Here is a 16,316-nt window from a genome sequence, read left to right on the forward strand (position 1 = left end):
GAGCTCCTTATTTTTTATCAAACTTGGCGCGCAGGTCTGCTTGCGCATTTTCGCCTGGGCCATATTGCACGGAAGTTTCAGGGTCTTCTCCGATTTCTTTCCAGCGCCTTTTTAAGTCGTCAATGTCCCAGAGCATATCGATAGTGGGAGGGTAGTGGGGGGGGACATATTCGGTTTCGATCTGAGTTCCACAGGTGGGGCAGTAATACTCATAAATTCGGCAGAACTTGGGATCAGGCGAAAAAGTGTACTGATAGCGTTTGGGGTCCAAAATGGGAGGATGGATTTCCTCAGGATTGCGATCGTAAATGAGGGTGCCTTTTTTGTAGGTATCCCTCGCATTGCCAAAATCATGGCCACAGATGCGGCATAGCCATCTTTCACTGTGCAGGTCAATCATCAAATACTCGGTCATGGGAACACGCATGTTTACTCCTTAAGCTTTGTCTTCTAAAATCAAATCGCCATTGTCGGTTACGAGCAAGCTCCACCCTTCAGGCACTCTCGCAGTGAAGAAAGGCCCCTCCACAATGGCAGGCCCTTCCATATGTGCGCCGGTTTTTTGGTCTAATAACACTACGACCGGATTATGGTGCAGACCCTTCTCTTCGATCACCTCACGGCTGCTATTCACTTTAGCCGTGGTGGTGTATTTGGGCAAGCTGGCGTGTAGACTGGGATGAGAGAGCTCATAGCGCACATGGTAAGCCAAAATGCGTTTTTGATCCTTATCGATTTGAGCGGTGTCGTCCAAGTGGGTTGTATGGTTTTCAGAGCCATCGGCATTTTCCACAATTACTTTCCACTCGTGTTTGCACTCATTCCAGTTATAGCCCTCTTGATACATGTGTCGCTTGGCTTGCTCCTGCATCTGTGCTTGGATAGCTTCTACTTCAGATTTGTCTAAATCCGTAATGTCGCGTTCAAAAGTTTGAGCCACATCAGAAAAGCTAATCCCATAGGCTGAAAACACGGCGGCTAACTTGGGCACGATCACGCGCTTAATCCCCGCTTTACGCGCAGCCAAACACGCACTCATAGGCCCTCCGCCCCCAAAGGCTGCCAGTACGGTGTCTTTTTGCACATGATCTTTTAAGCACGCAGCTAAATGCTCCCCATAAGCCTCTTCCATCGCAAAAAGAGCCTCTTCTAGGCTCACCCCTAAAGGTTTAGCAATTTTTTCGGTGATGGCTTGAATCGCGCGTTGCTTGTCTAATTTCTGCTGTCCATTCAAGTAGGTATCTGGATCAATCACACCCAGGGCGACATTGACATCGGTCATGGTAGCTTCTGTGCCCCCGAAGCCAAAACAGGCAGGTCCAGGTGCAGCACCCACGCTATCAGGGCCAACCGTGATCGCACCCTTGTCATCTACGCGTAAGATAGAGCCTCCACCCACTCCAAAGGACCTCACATCGCTCAACTCAAAAGAAATCTGAATGCCCTCGACAGTCCCACGCCTCTCGGTTTTAATTTTATGCGCCTCTACTTCCCCCACATCGGAGGTAGTGCCCCCCACATCCACCATTAAGACATGGTTAAAGCCATAGGCTTTGGCCAGGGCTTTTGTGCCCTCAATGCCCCCTCTAGGCCCTGACGAATAGGTTTTGAGTGCCACCGATTTAGCCACCCGTGAAGAAGCCCCATCATTGCGATAAATTAGCAGGGGGTTTTTAACCTTGTGGGCCTTGAGACGGTGTTCTGCGGAATACAAAAAGCGCTCCATCGTGGGGTGCAAAAAGCTATTGAGTAGGGCCGACCAAATGCGTCTTACTCGACTAGTGTCATGTGTGAATTCCCACGAGAAAAGCACGGGCACAGAACCCAGTAAATGCCTAGGGAATTGCAACAGGAAGACATGTTTAAACGATTTTTCCATAGCACGATCCTTGATCGCCACTACCAATCGCTCAGCCCCCTTATTGGTAAGGGTGTTGACCGCACTCACTAGTTCCGCTTCCATCTGCTGGGAATCGTGGATGTGCTCCAAAAGTGCTAGGCGCGCTCCCACAAGGCTATCAAATAGATCCTGTTGGTGAGAGGTCTTAGTAAGCTTGGCGTGCAGGTGTGGGTCATCGGTGATGAGACCCAATTTAGGACCCTTGCGCTCCACAAGTGCATTGGTACCCTGAGTGGAGGAATAACGGATCAGCTCGGTTGTGTGTAATAATTTAGTAAACCCATCCTTGCCATAAATTTCTTCACTCGCCTTGGTGATTCCTTTGAAAAAACACTCAGATAAATCCACAGGAGTGGTGAGGGTTTTGGTGTAAGTCACCTCAGACCCACTCACCACGCAAATATCTGTCAGCGTGCCACCATTGTCTAAATTGACCAAGTACTTCAACTTAACTCCTTTTCTTGAGATTGCTTGTAAAATCTACACCAGAAGGCTAGGGCAGGGGCGGGTTATCCACACCCGGTGCTAGTTCCAAAGGAACGAACTGCCCCCCCTTGACTTCAAATACACCTAAGTTGGTGATGACTTTAGACACGCACCTAGGTCCTGTAAGAGGTAGGGAACACTCTTTGACTAATTTCAGATTGCCCTTTTTATCTGTGTGCTGCATGAGCACGATGACTTTTTTTGCGCTGGCCACCAAGTCCATCGCCCCCCCCATTCCCTTTACCAATTTGCCCGGCACCATCCAGCTGGCTAAATCCCCCTGGGCTGAGACCTCCATCGCTCCTAGAATAGTCAAGTCTATATGCTGCCCGCGAATCATTGCAAAACTCTCCGCCGAGCTAAAATAACTCGCGCCGGGGCTTTGTGTGATCGTCTGCTTACCCGCGTTGATCAAATCTGGATCCACCTGCCCTTGGGTAGGGAACGGTCCCATGCCCAGCATACCATTTTCACTCTGTAGCATGACACTGATATTTTTAGGGATAAAATCGGCTACTAGAGTGGGAATCCCAATACCTAGATTGATGGAGTACCCGTCTTTAATATCCTCGACCGCCTTTTGTGCCATCTGTTGGCGGTTCCAACCCATGCTATTGTAATCCATCTATTCTCCCTTTTTGAGTGTGAGCTGTTCGATTCGCTTTTCAAATTGCCCCTTGAAAATACGATCCACGAACACTCCAGGGACATGGATAAAGTTAGGATCCAACTCCCCCAATTCCACAATTTCCTCCACTTCGACCACGGTTACTTGAGCCGCTTTGGCCATCATGGGATTGAAATTCATCGCTGTTTTGTTGAAAATAAGATTGCCATAGGTATCTGCCTTTTGGGCTTTGATAAAGGCAAAATCTGCTTTGAGAGCTGTTTCTAAAATGTAAGTGCGCCCATTAAAGTCCTTATGCTCCTTACCCTGGGCAATAATGGTGCCCACCCCCGTAGGTGTGTAAAAACCCGGAATCCCTGCTCCGCCTGCGCGGATTCGTTCGGCTAAGGTGCCTTGCGGATTAAACTCAACTTCTACCTCGCCTTGTAAGAATTGCTGTTCAAAGGTAGCGTTTTCGCCCACATAACTGGCGATCATCTTTTTGATCTGCTTATTTTTCACCAACCACCCCAGCCCAAAATCATCTACACCCGGATTGTTAGAAATACAGGTAATATCTTTCACTCCGCTTTTACTGAGCGCCAAAATAGAATTCTCTGGTATCCCGCACAGCCCAAACCCCCCAAACATGATGGTCATGCCATCTTTCACGCCTGCAATAGCCTCCTCAATACTGCCTACCACCTTATTCATACACTTCCTTAATGCTAGAGTCGCTCAATGAGCATCGCCACCGCCTCACCTCCGCCCACGCACAAACACACCACACCCAAGTATTTGTCATGCGTATGCAAAGCATGCACTAAGGTAGTGAGTAATCTTGCTCCACTGGCCCCAATGGGATGACCCAAAGCAATCGCCCCACCATGCACATTGACCTGCGCATCGTCCAAGCCCAAATCCCTTTGGGTAAGCGCGCCGACCACTGCAAAAGCCTCGCTAATTTCATATAAATCGATGTCGCTAACTTTCTTGTGATTGCGCTCTAAGAGGTTGCGGATAGCCGGGGCCGGGGCTACGGGGAAAAGATGTGGGTCATGGCTGAAAGAGTTGTAATCTACAATTTTGGCCAAGGGTTTACTTGAAGTGTCTTGGGCTAAATCTTTGCTGGCTAATACGAGCATGCTCGCTCCATCGCTAATTTTGCTCGCATTAAAAGCAGTAATCGTGCCCTCTTTATCAAAGGCAGGCCTGAGTTTTAAGCCCCTCTCAAAATCCACACGACCCGGCTCTTCGTCCACACTAACCAGCACCTCCCCCTTTCTGCTTGGCACGCCAATGGGCACTATTTCGGCTTCAAAAGCCTTATTCTCAATGGCTTTCAGGGCCTTCTCATAGCTGTGCTTAGCAAAGGCATCTTGCTGGGCACGGCTTAACTGGTGTGTTTTGGCACAACCTTCAGCAAAATCTCCCATCAGAGCCTTTTGGTAGGCATCTTGCAAGCCATCTTTGAAAAGACTGTCCTCAAGTTTGGCATCGCCCATCTTAAAACCTATGCGACTCCCCATGAGTAGATGGGGTGCTAGACTCATGTTTTCTATACCGCCGGCCAAGACGACTTGAGAGCGCCCTAAAGCGATGTCGCTAGCCCCCAGCATAGCGGCGCGCAGACCCGACCCACAAGCCTCATTGACCAGCAAACAACCTACAGACTTAGGTAAATCAGCGTTCAAAGCCACCTGCCTAGCCGGGGCCTGTTTGAGCCCCGCGCTGATCACATTCCCCACAATGCACAAGTCTAGCAAAGAGGCATCAAACCCACTCGCATTAAACGCCTCTCTAGCAACCACACTCCCCAGCGTTGTAGCGGGTATACTCGACAAACTCCCATTAAAAGAGCCAATAGGACTGCGTTTCGCGCTGTAAATGTAAACTTCCTTTATCGCCACCATCACATCCTTAACTTTTAGGTTCATTCTCACATGTCAAAGCAAACCATCGAATAGTAAAGTTCAGAATGGCCTAAAATAGACACCTTACAATTTACATTTAGTAACATAAAACACATCAGAGTGCTAGCGCAGTGGGCACGAGGGAATGCTTCCCTCGTGTGCTCGCCTAATCCTCAATTTGGTTTGTTTTGAGGCGTTTGGCGTAGATCTTGCGCAATTTTCTGATGTCTTGTTGGAGCTCAAAGACCCCATGCCAGTGGGAGAAATCAGGACCGCCCATAATTCCCCCTTGTCGCATACGGCGACCTTCATGGTGCCAGAGATGGTAGAAAATGCGCTGGAATTCGTCATTCCACATGTCTTTGTCCAACAAATTTTTCTTGGCAAGCCCCTCTTTCATTTTGAGTGCCTCATTGTAATACTCATTGTAGAGCAAGATATTTTTATCCGCCATCGTAAAGAAATTGTCGATGTGGGTGGAGTTATGGCAATCGACGCAGCCCGCTTTCATTTCCGCGCGCGCAGCTTCAGGGCCTTTAGGATTGCCCGCCAAAGGATTGCCATGGGTAATCCGATAATTATCCATGTAGGCATCGCTAGCGGTTTCAAATCCGCCCGTTCTGAGTCTGCTCAAGGGCATGAAGAGATTCCATTTCAAGCGGCGGCTCACATTATGGGTTACAGGGCTTTTAGAATTACCGCTCATGTGGCATGTCGCGCAGGTAGGAGCTCTAAAATCGGGCACTTTCCAAGTCCCGGGTGCGGCATCAAAATTCCATGTATTTCCCTCAGAATTAAAGATATGCCCGTGCATGGAATTGTTGTAAATCTCAATATCGGGGTGATCGGGACCTAAGTGGCAACTCGCACATGCGGCGGGTTTTCTAGCCTCTGCTAAACTGAATTTATGCGCGCTGTGGCAACTGGCGCAATTGCCCACAGACCCATCGGGAAAAGCCGTGCCAATGCCATAAGTGGGCCAAGTCTCCGGGGTGGGGCGTCTGTTTTTATCTAGCTTAATAATGGATCCATGGCACTGGATACACCCGGTGGCTTCAGGGGCATGTTTGAGGTCAGGATGCCCGCGCCCCTCCACAAGTTCCATCAGATCGCGCATACTCGCCTTTGCCCAAACTTGCACCGCCCCTCTAGCATGCCCGCTATGTCTAAATTCCATCGTTTCTTTCTCATGGCACTTACCACATGTATTGGTGGAGACCAACACAGAAATAGGCACTTTAGAGCCTTCATGCCCATCCATGGTGAGCATGGGGCTATCTCTGGTAACCCCGTGGCAGTCAATACAGCTCACCCCCGCATGGGCATGCCGACTCATTTTCCAATCAGCGACAATGCCCGGGTTCTTCTTAGCATGGCATTCAATACAACCCTTGGCTTCCGCTTTCATATCTCTAAAAGTCTTCAAAGGCAACTGCACATCCATGGCGTTATCCACACTAGTTCCCCCTTGAGGGTGTGCATTCAAAACCCCTAATACTACGCTGAGTATCAAGACCAAGAACGCATAGCACTTAGTCTTAGAAGCAAGCATGGCGATCTCCTTGTAGTGGATTAACAACATCATCACTCCTTGCTAAGGGTTTGATCGGGATGGACGATCTCTTGGATCGCGTGCTTAGTACTATCTTCTGCATTGATGGGCACTTGTTTGCCATCGATCACAAAATCCCTAGGGTAGGGCTCGTAATTGTCTTTGAGATATTCCCTTAAATGTAATCCTAGATTTTTATGTCCCACCTCATCTAAGTGGCATTCCACACACTTCTTTTGGCTAAGTCCCTCAAAATAATCCCGGTGGGGCAAAAAAGACTTCATATTCGAAGAAGTGGCGCGCATCAAACTGCTATGGCAGTGCAAACAGCCCGAATCAAAGACATATTCGGTGGCGCGACGGCGGTTTTTCTCCCAATCAAGCTTGTTGGGGTCCTTAAAGACATTCCCATAGACATCTTCCATGCCCAAGATCGCCTTACGCACAAAGTAGCTAACTACATTGTTGTGGGGCAAATGGCAATCCACACATCTGGCCTTGAAACCCACGGCATTATTGCCCCCGTGTTTGTCTAGGTGGTAAGCGTCTATTTCGGGTTTCATAATATGACAGATTCCACAAAACTTATCGTCAGCTGTCCACTCTACGGCTTGCACGGTCAAAACGCTCAAAAAAACGCCCGCCATACAACCCCCTACAAATATCCAAAATAGAAGATATCTTTTGCCTTTGAGAGTTTCTACAATATCCATTGCTTCCTCGTCATCAACAATACTCGAAAGGATTGCACAACAAGGTTAACCAGTAAAGAATCAATGGGCTAAAAAGTCTTAATTGTGAGTAAAAAAGTCTATTATCCCTCCTCCAGTTGTCAAAAATGAGGCACGATAAAGATCGTTTTTTGCTCTAAAACGATACTGGGATCATCCATACTATAAGCCTTGATCGTGATGGGTAAAATGCCCTTTTTGGCTTGGGTCACTTCATGGGTTAAATACGCTTCCTTAGCTTTTTGCAAGGGCATACGCAAAATCACCACTACCTTCAATTTGCCCTGTGGATCGACATTAAGCGTGCCTGTAGGGCGCAAAATGCTGATATTGGGATCGTCTACATTAAAAGTGTAGGCGTGGGGCCTATTGCTCGTATTTTGAAACAAAAAGAGGTAGCTATTATCCACAAACTCCCCATGCAAGGCGTATAACTGCCCCCCATGGGTGATGTCTAAAATCATGGGGGCTTTTTTGAGAGAGCCCACCACCACTACGCCCACCACGATCAATAACACCCCCACATAACCCAAAGTCTTCGCTCGCCAGAACTTCACGGGGCTTTGTGTAGCTTGTGCTTGACTAGAAGACCAGTTGACGAGGCTTTTCTTGCCTATTTTGCCCATTGTGGTAGTGCAAGCGTCCACACATTCTAAGCAGTTGATACATTCTAATTGCATACCCTTGCGGATGTCGATATGCGTAGGACACACATGCACGCAGTGGTTACAGCTCACACATTCGTTCTTTGGGTCGCGCCTTTGGGGTAGAAGGGGAATTTTGACACCAGCTTCATTGTAAATGACTCCCCCCCTACGCGTATCATAAATGGGGTTGAGAGTATGCTTGTCAAAAAGCACACTCTGCACGCGCGCATAAGGACACAAGTAAATGCAGAAACGCTCTTGCACCCATGTGATATCTAAGAATACGATTGCGCTCAAAGCCGCCCAAATCCCTAATAACAGGGCATGATCTTGGGGATTAGCAATGTGGGCGAAGAACTCTAAGGGAGGGACAAAGTAAAAGAGCAATACAGCCATCGAGGCGATGGGTACTGGCGCGAATAACACGAGGGCCAAGATTTTTTTCAACTTATTGAGTGCGGTAGGGGGAGTGGGGCGTTGTTTGTTGGTGATCTTGGCATGCAAGCCTAAAAGTTTAGTCTCAATCAAATCACGCAAGATTGTTCTAAAGATTGTCTGTGGGCAACCCCAACCACACCACACTCGCCCCAGCATGGAGGTGATGAAAAAGATAAAGATAAATAAGAAGATCACTAGAAAGGGGAGCAAATACATCTCTTGAGCGCCATAAATTTTGCCCAACAGGTGGATTTGCCGGTGCTCAAAAGAGATTAAGAAAATCTGTCCATCACCTACACGGATAAAGGGGATGAGGACCGACAAGAAACTAATGCACACATAAACTAAGTAGCGTTTAAAGCGCCATGAACGGCCAAAGGGGGTTTTCTTAGGGAGATTAGGCGCACTTGCCATAAGAATTCCTTGAGAATAAATAGCCCCATACTAGCAAAGTTTATTTAAGGGGGTTTAAAGATGGGAATGCACCTAGCCACCGTCCTAATGCTGTATAATACCCTCAAAAACACCAAAGGCGAGAAATGGCAAACCCGGAGATTTTGGTCCTAGATTTTGGGAGTCAGACGACTCAACTCATCGCACGGCGTTTGCGCGAATGTGGGGTATATACGCAAATTTACCCCTACAATCACCCCCTAGAGCAGATTCGCGCACAAGCCCCAAAAGGGATTATTTTAAGCGGAGGGCCTGCTAGCGTGTATGATTCGCAAGCTTACCATTGCGACCCTGAGATTCTTAGCCTTAATCTCCCTCTTCTGGGGATTTGCTATGGGATGCAGTGGTTGGTGCACGCGTTGGGGGGGCGCGTGGCGCGCGCATTATCCCAAGAGTTTGGCAGGGCGCATTTGGAAAATCTGCACGATCACCCCTTGTTAGCGGGGATTGAAAATTCCAGCGTGGTGTGGATGAGTCATGGGGATCGCGTGGAGGTCCTGCCTGCTGATTTTGAGGTGTTAGCCCAGAGTGGGCATGCTCCCTTTTGTGCAATCGCGCATAAACATCAGCCTATTTATGGCCTACAATTTCACCCAGAGTCTGCACACAGCGCGCAGGGAGGGCGTATTTTGAGCAATTTCGCACAGCTTTGTGGTTGCACGCAAGAGTGGAATATGCAAGATTTTTTAACCCAGCAAATCCAAAGCATCCAAAATCAAGTAGGCAGTGATCGGGTGTTGTGCGCGGTGAGCGGGGGGGTGGACTCAAGCGTAGTTGCGGCTTTGTGCGCACGCGCTTTAAAAGGGCAAGTAGAAGTGGTCTTTGTCGATCACGGCTTGCTAAGGGCAAGCGAGCGCGATCAAGTGGCGAACATGTTTGCAGATTTGCAAATCCCCCTACATGTGCTGGACGCGCAAGATTTATTTTTAAGCCGTCTTAAGGGGGTGGTGGACCCTGAGAAAAAACGCCAGATTATCGGGCATGCCTTCATTGAAGTCTTTGAACAAAAGGCACGAGAGCTCTCTAAGCAGGGGGCGATCAAGTGGCTTGCTCAGGGTACACTTTACCCCGATGTCATCGAATCGGTGAGTGCTAAAGGACCTTCAGCGGTGATCAAATCTCACCACAATGTGGGCGGACTGCCCGAGAAGATGAATCTCAAACTCTTAGAACCCTTGAGAGAACTCTTTAAAGATGAGGTGCGCGCGCTAGGAGCGCGTTTAGGGCTGCCTGAAAAGATGTTAGCGCGCCACCCATTCCCTGGTCCCGGTCTAGCGATTCGCATTTTAGGCGAGGTCAACACACCCAGCCTAGAACTCTTGCGCCAAGCCGACTCTATTTTTATAGACGCTTTGCACGCTGAGGGGCTTTATCATGAAGTGTGGCAAGCCTTTTGCGTGTTGCTCAATGTGTTTTCTGTGGGGGTGATGGGGGATAAGCGCACCTATGATAACACCATTGCTCTTAGAGCGGTGCAGGCAAGCGATGGGATGAGTGCGCGATGCGCACCTCTGCCCTTTGACTTTTTAGAGCGCGTGGCTAATGGCATCATTAATCAGGTGCCTGGGATTAACCGCGTGGTCTATGACATCACTTCTAAGCCTCCAGGGACGATCGAATGGGAATAACACTCAAAGGCCTGTATGCGATCAGCGATTCCAAACTCACCCCCTACCCTGACTTACTTAAGCTAGCCGAACGCGCCATTGAGGGGGGGGTTAGTCTCTTGCAACTGCGTGATAAACAGAGTAGCGATAGGGAGCTTTTAGGCTTGGCTAAAGAACTGAACGATTTATGCATCCAAAAGGGCGTGGGCTTTGTGATCAACGATCGCCTCTACCTAGCCTTAGAGTGCAACGCGTGGGGCTTGCATTTAGGAGAGCAAGACTTGCCCCTAAGCGAGGCACGCGCGCTCTTTAAGGGGGTGATCGGGGTCTCTTGCTATGGGGATTTAGAGCGCGCCAAACAAGCCCAAGATCAGGGCGCAGATTATGTCGCCTTTGGGGCATGTTTTAAATCGCCTAGCAAACCCAACGCGCCCTGCATAGACCTAGGAGTCTTAGCGCGTGCTAAAGCGTGCTTAAAAATCCCGGTGTGTGCGATCGGAGGGGTGAATACGCAAAATATTGCGCGCTTAAAGCATGCAGATATGGTTGCGCTCATTAGCGCACTTTGGCAGGGCGATGTGCGCGCTAATGCGCAGGATTTGTTGGCAAATTGGCATGTGCATTAAAACTTATCGATGGATTTTAGGGCTTTTTGGAGCGTTGTTATTAGGCGGGTGTGCTAGAGAGGCGTATTTAAAGAGTGGCAATAAGGCGCGCTATGCCCAAGACATCAAAAAAGCCCTTGCGGACTACCAAAGGGCTGGAGAGTTGGGGAGTGCACGGGCGTATGAAAAATTAGGCATGCTCTATTGGGAGGGCGCGCCCAAAGATATCACAAAAGCCGTTGTTTATTTTAGAAAGGCGTGTAAGCTAGGTTCTAAGCAGGCCTGCGCGCTGGTGGCACGCCCCTCTGAGAGCCAAGTAAATACCTATTTAGAAGGGTTGCTTCAGGCCGGTTATGCTAACGATCGCCCTAAAATCATGGCTTATTTAAACAAGATGACACAAATGGGGGTTGCGCGCGCCTATTTGGCTCGTGGACAATTCGAAGAGAGTAGCAACCCCAAGCAAGCTATCATGGACTACCAAAAAGCGGGCAAAATGGGGGATATGCAGGCTTACCACACTTTAGGCTGGATTTATGAGCAGGGTTTGTTAGGTGTACGCAAGGACATAGACCAAGCGATCAAATATTACCAACGGGGCGCAAAATTAGGCGACCCCTATGCTTGCCATAGTTTAGGGGTGATTTATTGGGATGTTCATAGTGTGCGTAAAAGTCGCAAAAAAGCTAAAAAATACTTTCTAAAGGGTTGCGATCTAGGCTTTAAAGGGTCTTGCGATATGCTCAAAGTGGAGTGGCACATGATTAGGCATTAATCCCCTGCATCTCAGCTTGAATTTCGCGTTCTAGGGTTTGGGTGAAAACCTCGCTATAGGATTTATCTTGGGGAAGGCTGTTTTAAAGTCCACCTAGCGAGGGCTTTGGGCATGAGTAAGTTAAAATTACCTACCACTTGCGCCGTAAGACCCCTAGCTTTTGCTACCTATCAATACCTGGCTAGGACACAGAGCATGCGCGCCCTTTTAAGTTAGCTTGTATTAGAATGCGTGTTGTAGGACTTTCGCGCTTAAAGGATTGAGCATGGTTGTAACGCATTTTGCCCCCTCCCCCATGAGGCATTTACACATCGGGGGGTTGAAGACGACTCTTGTGTCTTCTGTGAGCGTTTTGCGTTTTTAGAGCCGTGGCTAATGGTATCATTAACCAAGTGCCCGGGGGGATTACTCCATGCTCAATCCCATTAGCGCGCTTTTAGGCTTAAACCAACTCCAAGAATTGCTCAAAGATCAACCCAAGCAATTCAACGCCACCCTCCCCCTACTGCTCAAGGTACTTGAGAAAAAGGGAGCACAAAAGTACTTGTTACAGCTGGGGAATCAAATCATAGAAACCAAGAGTCAAAAACCCCTAGTTATAGGACAGAGCTATTGGGCATTGATGCAAAAAAGCTCCGTAGGCGCGATCATGTTATCTCATTTGACCCCTCAGCCCAAAATTATGGAACAACTCAAAGATGCGCCCCTCAAACTGGACATTAAGGACCTGCCTACCTTGTTTACCCAGGAAGATTTTAAGGGTTATAAAGACATGTTGGTCCAGCATTTTGCCCACGCCACTACTAAGCAGGATTTTTTGCTCTTAGGCAATCTGTTACTTTCTTTGCAACACCAGGTGGTCAGCCTTGTGATCAAGGATCGCCATAAGGAAGCATTATTGCAATTCAAGCCAAAAAAGGACAAGCAACAACGCTTAGACTTTTACGCCCTCTACCCACACTTAGGGCCCTTGCAAGGGAGTATTATCTTTCACAATCCCGCTTTAGAGTTGTTCATGCATGTGGTTTATGAGAGCACAAAAACTCTGTTACAGACTCACCAGTACGCCCTTAAATGCTTTGAGAATGTGCATATTAGCACCAGCCCATGTCCTATCGAGCCTCTATTTGTTTTTGAGGAGAATTTGTTGGATACACGCGGGTAGGGCTTTTGGACTTGATAAAAGAGTGCTCATAAAGCCTTAAAAGCACGATGAAAAAGGCGGTAATCGTAGGACCTACGGCGATCCCCCAAAAGCCAAATTTACTGATGCCTGCCAAAATGGAGAAAAAGATCAAAATCTCGTTAATCTTGAGGGTGATTTTGAGGATTCTGTGTTTGATAAACCCAATGAGCCATGGCTTGACTAGGCTATCGATCAAGCCCCCAATGAGGATGATGGAATAGAGAGCAATGATAATCGCTGTGCTGCTATTGTCGCGATAGGCCTCATAAATCGCCACAGGAATCCACACCAAAGTACCACCTACGATGGGAATGAGCGAAGCTAGCCCGTATAAGATCCCCAAAGAGAGCCAATCTAAATCAAACCACACCACCAGCGCCCCAAAAGCCACGCCTTGTAACACAACATTGATAATGGAGGTGAGCAAGACCACCCGCAGAATTCCTGCCACCTCTCTAAAGATGCTTTGGCTATGGTGTCGCTCAAAGGGTAATACTTCCAAAATGTAGTGGTAAAAGCGTCGACCATAAAAAAAGCACAGGAATAAAAACGCTAAGACCATCATTGTGTCGCTGGCCAGCTTTAAGCTGTATTTACCAATATCGCTACTGAAACGCAAGACATAGGACATAATGGATTGAGCTGAGAGATGCGAGATGAAACTCTTGGCATCTGTATTGATCGCAGGAAAACGATCTAAGAAAACAAGCAAATCCGCCTTGAACTTGTTGAAAAAGAAAGAGAGTTTCTCAAGATTGATATGGGCGAGAAAATCAATGCTTTGATGGACGATGAAATAGAGAGGCAGGACTAAAAAGCTCAACAATACTACCACGCAGAGCAGAGAACTAAAGAGATTACGCATGTAGTTGTCTAAAAATTCTTTGAGCCAAAAGACGGTTACGCATAACAACCCAGCGATGAGCAGGTCCATTAAAAAGTCTTCATAAAGATAGAGCATCCAGTAAAATGCAACGCCAAACAAGAGCCAAAAGAAATACACCGGACGCATGCCAACCCCCATCTTAGGTTTTTGTATAATAATACCCAAAAAGGTCAAGCTTGTATCTATACAAATACTGCGCCAGTGGCAATGATTTTTTAATCACCCACCAATTTACACCCAGCGATCGCAGCGTGTTAGCCAAACAGGTTTGTGATCGGCATTATGGTTTTGGAGCGGATGGCTTGGTGGTGTTGTTACCCCATCATAAACACGCCTATACATGGGAGTTTTATAATGCCGATGGGAGCTGTGCAGCTATGTGTGGAAATGCAAGTCGTTGCGTGGCACTCTATGCCTACCAGCAAGGTCTAGCCCCTTTAAAACACATATTTTTAAGCGCAGCAGGGGCAATCCATGTAGAGGTACTAGAGTGTCGGGATGATTGGGGCATGGTAGAAAGCAATTTAGGAACATACACCATCCAAGATCGTTTAAATGTAGAGGGACAGGTGTGGGATTTAGTAGATACGGGTGTGCCCCACTTGGTGCACTTTGTAGATAATCCTAGCCAAATCCCCACGCACAAGACCTCCCAAATGCAAGATTTGCGTGTGCGCTTTAATGCCAATGTCAACATCGCCTACATCCAAGACCCGCACACCATCAAACTAGCCACCTATGAACGCGGAGTCGAAGACATCACTTTAGCCTGTGGCACGGGCATGGCGGCTGTGTTTGTGTGTGCACATAAACAGCATGGCTATAATACAGAGGCCACTTTGGTCCCACCCAGTGGTGAACTCTTGAACTTGCGCCTAGGAAACGATGGAATCTATTTCAAAGGAGAAGTGCGTTTTGTAGGAGCTGTTCTTAAAGAGAAATTCTTCAAGCTTTTGTCCTAGAATGTTCAGCCTTAGGGCGTGCGGTTAGTACATGCTAGTATCCCAAATGTTAGAGTTAACCCAGCGTGATCTCACCCATTTGATCAAACCACTTCTTGAAGGGCTTACCCCCCACTTGTGATTTATTGAGCACGGCACTCAGAGCCGTGCTAGCTACATCAGGAGTCATGCCCAAATCAATCACTGCACTCCCCAAGCCCGTGATCTGCTTTGCCGTGCTATTATTAGACACATGGTCGATGGTATCGCCCAGCATTGAGCACGCTTTGGTTCTGTGCCATGCTCTCGACTGCCTCATTCGCACTTAAAATAGGTGCTAGACTTCTTAATGGGAACATTCTGCTCCCTTTCTTTAGTCCTTGGAAGGCAAGTTAAACTCTTTTTTAGGGCAAGATAGTTTGATTTGATACTCTTTTGATAATTTGCTCTCCACTTAGCCAAACTCCAGTTATAAGCAAGCCCAGCACAGCCAAAGCAAAACTAGGTCTGGGCTTTGTAGTTAGGGTTAGTTATAGGATTATATGTTTTATTTTGCTGTGTCTAGCTCTAAAGTCAATTTAACCTTGATCGCATAAGTCCGCAAGAAGTAACCCACCTTTGGCTTCCCCTAAATTCTAAAACCACACACCCAAAAAGCCATGCAATACAACAACTTATATCTATCGAGCATGCCTGACCTTATCCTCAACTATACTTTGGATAAAAAATCCCCTCTTGGCACTGCGTTGAATACCTTTACCAACTCCATAAAGTCGTAGATAAAGTTTTCTTGGAGGGGCTAGTGCCCCACTAAAAGCCAAACATAGCGAATCAGCGAAAAGGCTACAAAGAACATGACAAGGGCGATGAGCAGGTCTAGTAGTTTGGTGATTTTGCTAAGAATTTGGCTTAATTTAAACGCCCCATAGCCCAAACCAAAGAACCACAGACAGGATGCCGTTGATGCCCCTAGGGCAAAGAGGAGCTTTTGCTCAACGCTAAACATCAATGCGGACGCGCCTATGACAAAGACGGTGTCTAAATAGACATGGGGGTTTAAGAGCGTTACGGCTAGGGTGAGTAAAATTGTTTTTTTAAGGGGTAGGGGGTTGGACTTAGAAAATTTGGGGGAAGATTGGGGCGCAAATGCAGATTTTAAAGAGAGGAAGCCATAATACAGGACAAACAAAATCCCAATGGAGGCGATGAGGAGGTTTAAGATTTTGTTTTTGGCTAAAAACGCCCCCACGCCAAACACCCCAAGCCCCATCAAGACCACATCACAGATAAAGCAAATGCCGCTGACGATAAAAATATGATTCTTGATCATGCCCTGCTTGATGACAAAGGCGTTTTGCGCCCCGATCGCCACAATGAGCGACAAAGACAAAAAGAAGCCCTTTAGGAAAAATGGCATGGTTTGATCCCTATCATTTTAAAGCCGCCATTTTAATATAAAGTTTGTGAATTTTTGGGAAATTTTAAAAAAGGAGATTTAAAAGTGTTTCCCTAACACCTAAGCAAGAGAGTCCTGTGCCTTTTCCCCAGACAAACAAATGTCAAGGGCAATTCTCTAAGAAAGGAGGTGA

The 16,316-nt window shown here is 47.5% G+C and carries 17 protein-coding genes and 1 pseudogene; 6 read left to right on the forward strand and 12 right to left on the reverse strand.

The features are described from left to right. Window positions 1-7 precede the first annotated feature (7 nt). From C6H04_RS03110 to ccoG, 8 genes are all read right to left on the reverse strand, one after another. Window positions 8-427 (reverse strand): acetone carboxylase subunit gamma, encoded by a 420-nt coding sequence (locus C6H04_RS03110; protein ID WP_104695140.1) that lies wholly within the window; start codon window positions 425-427, stop codon window positions 8-10. A 9-nt stretch (window positions 428-436) separates the two neighbouring features. Beyond that, a complete protein-coding gene (locus C6H04_RS03115) occupies window positions 437-2,347 on the reverse strand; it encodes a hydantoinase/oxoprolinase family protein (RefSeq protein WP_104732301.1) in 1,911 nt (636 codons plus the stop codon). Between the two features lie 46 nt (window positions 2,348-2,393). Further along, window positions 2,394-3,011 (reverse strand): 3-oxoacid CoA-transferase subunit B, encoded by a 618-nt coding sequence (locus C6H04_RS03120; protein WP_104695138.1) that lies wholly within the window; start codon window positions 3,009-3,011, stop codon window positions 2,394-2,396. After that, window positions 3,012-3,707, reverse strand: coding sequence for a CoA transferase subunit A (locus tag C6H04_RS03125; protein ID WP_104732302.1), 696 nt, complete (start codon window positions 3,705-3,707; stop codon window positions 3,012-3,014). It lies immediately after the preceding gene. A gap of 14 nt (window positions 3,708-3,721) precedes the next feature. Continuing rightward, window positions 3,722-4,906, reverse strand: a complete 1,185-nt coding sequence (locus C6H04_RS03130; RefSeq protein ID WP_104732303.1) for a thiolase family protein — start codon at window positions 4,904-4,906, stop codon at window positions 3,722-3,724. A 166-nt stretch (window positions 4,907-5,072) separates the two neighbouring features. Then, window positions 5,073-6,458 carry a multiheme c-type cytochrome gene (locus C6H04_RS03135; RefSeq protein ID WP_104695213.1) on the reverse strand — a complete coding sequence of 462 codons (1,386 nt, stop codon included), beginning with the start codon at window positions 6,456-6,458 and terminating at the stop codon, window positions 5,073-5,075. Between the two features lie 32 nt (window positions 6,459-6,490). After that, complete coding sequence (locus tag C6H04_RS03140) at window positions 6,491-7,171, reverse strand: cytochrome c3 family protein (protein ID WP_104732304.1); 681 nt, start codon at window positions 7,169-7,171, stop codon at window positions 6,491-6,493. A 119-nt stretch (window positions 7,172-7,290) separates the two neighbouring features. Further along, window positions 7,291-8,688: a cytochrome c oxidase accessory protein CcoG gene (gene ccoG / locus C6H04_RS03145; protein ID WP_104732305.1), complete on the reverse strand. Its 1,398-nt coding sequence runs from the start codon at window positions 8,686-8,688 to the stop codon at window positions 7,291-7,293. A gap of 125 nt (window positions 8,689-8,813) precedes the next feature. On the opposite strand from ccoG, the gene guaA reads away from it, so the two are divergent. From guaA to C6H04_RS03165, 5 genes are all read left to right on the forward strand, one after another. Then, the gene (gene guaA, locus C6H04_RS03150) at window positions 8,814-10,355 is read left to right on the forward strand and encodes a glutamine-hydrolyzing GMP synthase (protein WP_104732306.1); all 1,542 of its coding nucleotides are present in this window, start codon (window positions 8,814-8,816) and stop codon (window positions 10,353-10,355) included. Beyond that, window positions 10,346-10,960 (forward strand): thiamine phosphate synthase, encoded by a 615-nt coding sequence (gene thiE / locus C6H04_RS03155; protein WP_104732312.1) that lies wholly within the window; start codon window positions 10,346-10,348, stop codon window positions 10,958-10,960. Before guaA ends, thiE begins: the two co-directional genes overlap by 10 nt. Further along, a complete protein-coding gene (locus tag C6H04_RS03160) occupies window positions 10,923-11,714 on the forward strand; it encodes a tetratricopeptide repeat protein (RefSeq protein ID WP_158653806.1) in 792 nt (263 codons plus the stop codon). The genes thiE and C6H04_RS03160 overlap by 38 nt, the downstream gene beginning before the upstream one ends. Before the next feature lie 265 nt (window positions 11,715-11,979). After that, window positions 11,980-12,078: a glutamate--tRNA ligase gene (locus C6H04_RS08110; RefSeq protein ID WP_233709706.1), complete on the forward strand. Its 99-nt coding sequence runs from the start codon at window positions 11,980-11,982 to the stop codon at window positions 12,076-12,078. Between the two features lie 48 nt (window positions 12,079-12,126). Beyond that, complete coding sequence (locus C6H04_RS03165) at window positions 12,127-12,879, forward strand: hypothetical protein (RefSeq protein WP_104732308.1); 753 nt, start codon at window positions 12,127-12,129, stop codon at window positions 12,877-12,879. On the opposite strand, the gene C6H04_RS03170 is transcribed toward C6H04_RS03165, so the two are convergent. Beyond that, entirely contained in the window at window positions 12,827-13,912 is a 1,086-nt protein-coding gene (locus C6H04_RS03170; RefSeq protein ID WP_104732313.1) for an AI-2E family transporter, read from the reverse strand. The genes C6H04_RS03165 and C6H04_RS03170 overlap by 53 nt on opposite strands. Before the next feature lie 50 nt (window positions 13,913-13,962). On the opposite strand from C6H04_RS03170, the gene dapF reads away from it, so the two are divergent. Further along, entirely contained in the window at window positions 13,963-14,748 is a 786-nt protein-coding gene (gene dapF / locus C6H04_RS03175; protein ID WP_104695129.1) for a diaminopimelate epimerase, read from the forward strand. A gap of 55 nt (window positions 14,749-14,803) precedes the next feature. Here the strand turns inward: dapF and C6H04_RS03180 are convergent, their stop codons facing one another. The 3 genes and pseudogenes from C6H04_RS03180 to C6H04_RS03190 form a co-directional block, all read right to left on the reverse strand. Then, a complete protein-coding gene (locus C6H04_RS03180; protein ID WP_104732309.1) occupies window positions 14,804-15,004 on the reverse strand; it encodes a hypothetical protein in 201 nt (66 codons plus the stop codon). Window positions 15,005-15,042: 38 nt separating this feature from the next. Next, a pseudogene (locus tag C6H04_RS08305) lies at window positions 15,043-15,216 on the reverse strand (hypothetical protein); the annotation flags it as partial. Between the two features lie 310 nt (window positions 15,217-15,526). After that, entirely contained in the window at window positions 15,527-16,144 is a 618-nt protein-coding gene (locus C6H04_RS03190) for a LysE/ArgO family amino acid transporter (RefSeq protein ID WP_104732310.1), read from the reverse strand. Between the last annotated feature and the right edge of the window lie 172 nt (window positions 16,145-16,316).

This window comes from Helicobacter salomonis, from assembly GCF_900197775.1.
Classification (GTDB): Bacteria; Campylobacterota; Campylobacteria; order Campylobacterales; family Helicobacteraceae; genus Helicobacter; species Helicobacter salomonis.